The sequence below is a fragment of the Streptococcus sp. Z556 genome, assembly GCF_053010225.1.
Map to the genome: position 1 here is coordinate 1 of NZ_JBRKNU010000012.1, position 5,074 is coordinate 5,074.

At 49.7% G+C, this 5,074-nt stretch carries 1 tRNA gene and 3 rRNA genes; all 4 read right to left on the reverse strand.

The features are described 5' to 3' along the window. Position 1: 1 nt before the first annotated feature. A 5S ribosomal RNA gene (gene rrf / locus ACVC7S_RS08645) occupies positions 2-117 on the reverse strand. Between the two features lie 76 nt (positions 118-193). Further along, positions 194-3,096: ribosomal RNA gene (locus tag ACVC7S_RS08650) — 23S ribosomal RNA — on the reverse strand. Between the two features lie 123 nt (positions 3,097-3,219). Continuing rightward, positions 3,220-3,292 (reverse strand) — tRNA-Ala (locus ACVC7S_RS08655). A 51-nt stretch (positions 3,293-3,343) separates the two neighbouring features. Then, positions 3,344-4,890 (reverse strand): 16S ribosomal RNA (locus ACVC7S_RS08660). The 16S, 23S and 5S rRNA genes sit together here with 1 tRNA gene alongside, the layout of an rRNA operon. Positions 4,891-5,074 lie beyond the last annotated feature (184 nt).

The following is a 5,074-nucleotide window of genomic DNA, read 5'->3' on the forward strand; positions in this document are numbered from 1 at the left end:
AGCTAAGCGACTTCCATATCTCACAGGGGGCAACCCCCAACTACTTCCGGCGTTCTAGGGCTTAACTACTGTGTTCGGCATGGGTACAGGTGTATCTCCTAGGCTATCGTCACTTAACTTTGAGTAATACCTACTCAAAATTGAATATCTATCAAATCACAAGTAAACCTCGCGCTTCGTATCCTCAGTTATTTTGGATAAGTCCTCGAGCTATTAGTATTAGTCCGCTACATGTGTCGCCACACTTCCACTTCTAACCTATCTACCTGATCTTCTCTCAGGGCTCTTACTGATATAAAATCATGGGAAATCTCATCTTGAGGTGGGTTTCACACTTAGATGCTTTCAGCGTTTATCCCGTCCCTACATAGCTACCCAGCGATGCCTTTGGCAAGACAACTGGTACACCAGCGGTAAGTCCACTCTGGTCCTCTCGTACTAGGAGCAGATCCTCTCAAATTTCCTACGCCCGCGACGGATAGGGACCGAACTGTCTCACGACGTTCTGAACCCAGCTCGCGTGCCGCTTTAATGGGCGAACAGCCCAACCCTTGGGACCGACTACAGCCCCAGGATGCGACGAGCCGACATCGAGGTGCCAAACCTCCCCGTCGATGTGAACTCTTGGGGGAGATAAGCCTGTTATCCCCAGGGTAGCTTTTATCCGTTGAGCGATGGCCCTTCCATACGGAACCACCGGATCACTAAGCCCGACTTTCGTCCCTGCTCGAGTTGTAGCTCTCGCAGTCAAGCTCCCTTATACCTTTACACTCTGCGAATGATTTCCAACCATTCTGAGGGAACCTTTGGGCGCCTCCGTTACCTTTTAGGAGGCGACCGCCCCAGTCAAACTGCCCGTCAGACACTGTCTCCGATAGGGATAACCTATCCGGGTTAGAGTGGCCATAACACAAGGGTAGTATCCCAACATCGTCTCCTTCGAAACTGGCGTCCCGAGCTCATAGACTCCTACCTATCCTGTACATGTGGTACAGACACTCAATATCAAACTGCAGTAAAGCTCCATGGGGTCTTTCCGTCCTGTCGCGGGTAACCTGCATCTTCACAGGTACTAAAATTTCACCGAGTCTCTCGTTGAGACAGTGCCCAAATCATTACGCCTTTCGTGCGGGTCGGAACTTACCCGACAAGGAATTTCGCTACCTTAGGACCGTTATAGTTACGGCCGCCGTTTACTGGGGCTTCAATTCATACCTTCGGATTACTCCTAAGCACTCCTCTTAACCTTCCAGCACCGGGCAGGCGTCACCCCCTATACATCATCTTACGATTTAGCAGAGAGCTGTGTTTTTGATAAACAGTTGCTTGGGCCTATTCACTGCGGCTGACCTAAAGTCAGCACCCCTTCTCCCGAAGTTACGGGGTCATTTTGCCGAGTTCCTTAACGAGAGTTCTCTCGCTCACCTGAGGCTACTCGCCTCGACTACCTGTGTCGGTTTGCGGTACGGGTAGAGTATGTTTAAACGCTAGAAGCTTTTCTTGGCAGTGTGACGTCACTAACTTCGCTACTAAACTTCGCTCCCCATCACAGCTCAATGTTATAGAATTAAGCATTTGACTCAATTCACACCTCACTGCTTAGACAGACACTTCCAATCGTCTGCTTTAGTTAGCCTACTGCGTCCCTCCATCACTACATACTCTAGTACAGGAATATCAACCTGTTGTCCATCGGATACACCTTTCGGTCTCTCCTTAGGTCCCGACTAACCCAGGGCGGACGAGCCTTCCCCTGGAAACCTTAGTCTTACGGTGGACAGGATTCTCACCTGTCTTTCGCTACTCATACCGGCATTCTCACTTCTATGCGTTCCAGCACTCCTCACGGTATACCTTCTTCACACATAGAACGCTCTCCTACCATACCTATAAAGGTATCCACAGCTTCGGTAAATTGTTTTAGCCCCGGTACATTTTCGGCGCAGGGTCACTCGACTAGTGAGCTATTACGCACTCTTTGAATGAATAGCTGCTTCTAAGCTAACATCCTAGTTGTCTGTGCAACCCCACATCCTTTTCCACTTAACAATTATTTTGGGACCTTAGCTGGTGGTCTGGGCTGTTTCCCTTTCGACTACGGATCTTAGCACTCGCAGTCTGACTGCCGACCATAATTCATTGGCATTCGGAGTTTATCTGAGATTGGTAATCCGGGATGGACCCCTCACCCAAACAGTGCTCTACCTCCAAGAATCTTTATGTCGACGCTAGCCCTAAAGCTATTTCGGAGAGAACCAGCTATCTCCAAGTTCGTTTGGAATTTCTCCGCTACCCACAAGTCATCCAAGCACTTTTCAACGTGCCCTGGTTCGGTCCTCCAGTGCGTCTTACCGCACCTTCAACCTGCTCATGGGTAGGTCACATGGTTTCGGGTCTACGACATGATACTAAGACGCCCTATTCAGACTCGGTTTCCCTGCGGCTCCGTCTCTTCAACTTAACCTCGCATCATATCGTAACTCGCCGGTTCATTCTACAAAAGGCACGCTCTCACCCATTAACGGGCTCGAACTTGTTGTAGGCACACGGTTTCAGGTTCTATTTCACTCCCCTCCCGGGGTGCTTTTCACCTTTCCCTCACGGTACTGGTTCACTATCGGTCACTAGGGAGTATTTAGGGTTGGGAGATGGTCCTCCCAGATTCCGACGGGATTTCACGTGTCCCGCCGTACTCAGGATACTGCTAGGTACAAAGACTATTTTAAATACGAGGCTATTACTCTCTTTGGCTGATCTTCCCAAATCATTCTTCTATAATCTTTGAGTCCACATCGCAGTCCTACAACCCCGAAGAGTAAACTCTTCGGTTTGCCCTCCTGCCGTTTCGCTCGCCGCTACTAAGGCAATCGCTTTTGCTTTCTCTTCCTGCAGCTACTTAGATGTTTCAGTTCACTGCGTCTTCCTCCTCATATCCTTAACAGATATGGGTAACAGGTAGTACCTGTTGGGTTCCCCCATTCGGAAATCCCTGGATCATCGCTTACTTACAGCTACCCAAGGCATATCGTCGTTTGTCACGTCCTTCTTCGGCTCCTAGTGCCAAGGCATCCACCGTGCGCCCTTATTAACTTAACCTTATTTTTTGACCTTTCAGTCATAAACTCTTTTTAATACTACAGCGTTTCGGTTTATTTTCTTGTTACTATTTGATATAGATATTCAATTTTCAATGTGCATTACTTGGTGATCTCTCACCAATGGAGCCTAGCGGGATCGAACCGCTGACCTCCTGCGTGCAAAGCAGGCGCTCTCCCAGCTGAGCTAAGGCCCCACAAGACCTCTCAAGACTAAACAAGACCAATGCGCAGTTCCTTATCCTTAGAAAGGAGGTGATCCAGCCGCACCTTCCGATACGGCTACCTTGTTACGACTTCACCCCAATCATCTATCCCACCTTAGGCGGCTGGCTCCTAAAAGGTTACCTCACCGACTTCGGGTGTTACAAACTCTCGTGGTGTGACGGGCGGTGTGTACAAGGCCCGGGAACGTATTCACCGCGGCGTGCTGATCCGCGATTACTAGCGATTCCGACTTCATGTAGGCGAGTTGCAGCCTACAATCCGAACTGAGACTGGCTTTAAGAGATTAGCTTGCCGTCACCGGCTTGCGACTCGTTGTACCAGCCATTGTAGCACGTGTGTAGCCCAGGTCATAAGGGGCATGATGATTTGACGTCATCCCCACCTTCCTCCGGTTTATTACCGGCAGTCTCGCTAGAGTGCCCAACTGAATGATGGCAACTAACAATAGGGGTTGCGCTCGTTGCGGGACTTAACCCAACATCTCACGACACGAGCTGACGACAACCATGCACCACCTGTCACCTCTGTCCCGAAGGAAAACTCTATCTCTAGAGCGGTCAGAGGGATGTCAAGACCTGGTAAGGTTCTTCGCGTTGCTTCGAATTAAACCACATGCTCCACCGCTTGTGCGGGCCCCCGTCAATTCCTTTGAGTTTCAACCTTGCGGTCGTACTCCCCAGGCGGAGTGCTTAATGCGTTAGCTGCGGCACTAAACCCCGGAAAGGGTCTAACACCTAGCACTCATCGTTTACGGCGTGGACTACCAGGGTATCTAATCCTGTTTGCTCCCCACGCTTTCGAGCCTCAGCGTCAGTTACAAGCCAGAGAGCCGCTTTCGCCACCGGTGTTCCTCCATATATCTACGCATTTCACCGCTACACATGGAATTCCACTCTCCCCTCTTGCACTCAAGTTAAACAGTTTCCAAAGCGTACTATGGTTAAGCCACAGCCTTTAACTTCAGACTTATCTAACCGCCTGCGCTCGCTTTACGCCCAATAAATCCGGACAACGCTCGGGACCTACGTATTACCGCGGCTGCTGGCACGTAGTTAGCCGTCCCTTTCTGGTAAGATACCGTCACAGTGTGAACTTTCCACTCTCACACTCGTTCTTCTCTTACAACAGAGCTTTACGATCCGAAAACCTTCTTCACTCACGCGGCGTTGCTCGGTCAGACTTCCGTCCATTGCCGAAGATTCCCTACTGCTGCCTCCCGTAGGAGTCTGGGCCGTGTCTCAGTCCCAGTGTGGCCGATCACCCTCTCAGGTCGGCTATGTATCGTTGCCTTGGTGAGCCGTTACCCCACCAACTAGCTAATACAACGCAGGTCCATCTGGTAGTGATGCAATTGCACCTTTTAATTGACTATCATGCAATAATCAATTTTATGCGGTATTAGCTATCGTTTCCAATAGTTATCCCCCGCTACCAGGCAGGTTACCTACGCGTTACTCACCCGTTCGCAACTCATCCAGAGAAGCAAGCTCCTCCTTCAGCGTTCTACTTGCATGTATTAGGCACGCCGCCAGCGTTCGTCCTGAGCCAGGATCAAACTCTCATTAAAAGTTTGAGTTCTCACTCATTTCTGTCACTGACAGATTTATTGTTTTTTCATTGTTCAGTACTATAACTTCAGTTATAGTGCCCTGCACATTGGTTCGTCTTGTTCAGTTTTCAAAGGTCTTTGTCACCCAATCTCTCGTGAGCGACAACTATATTAGTATATCACAGCTAGCTCTCTCTGTCAA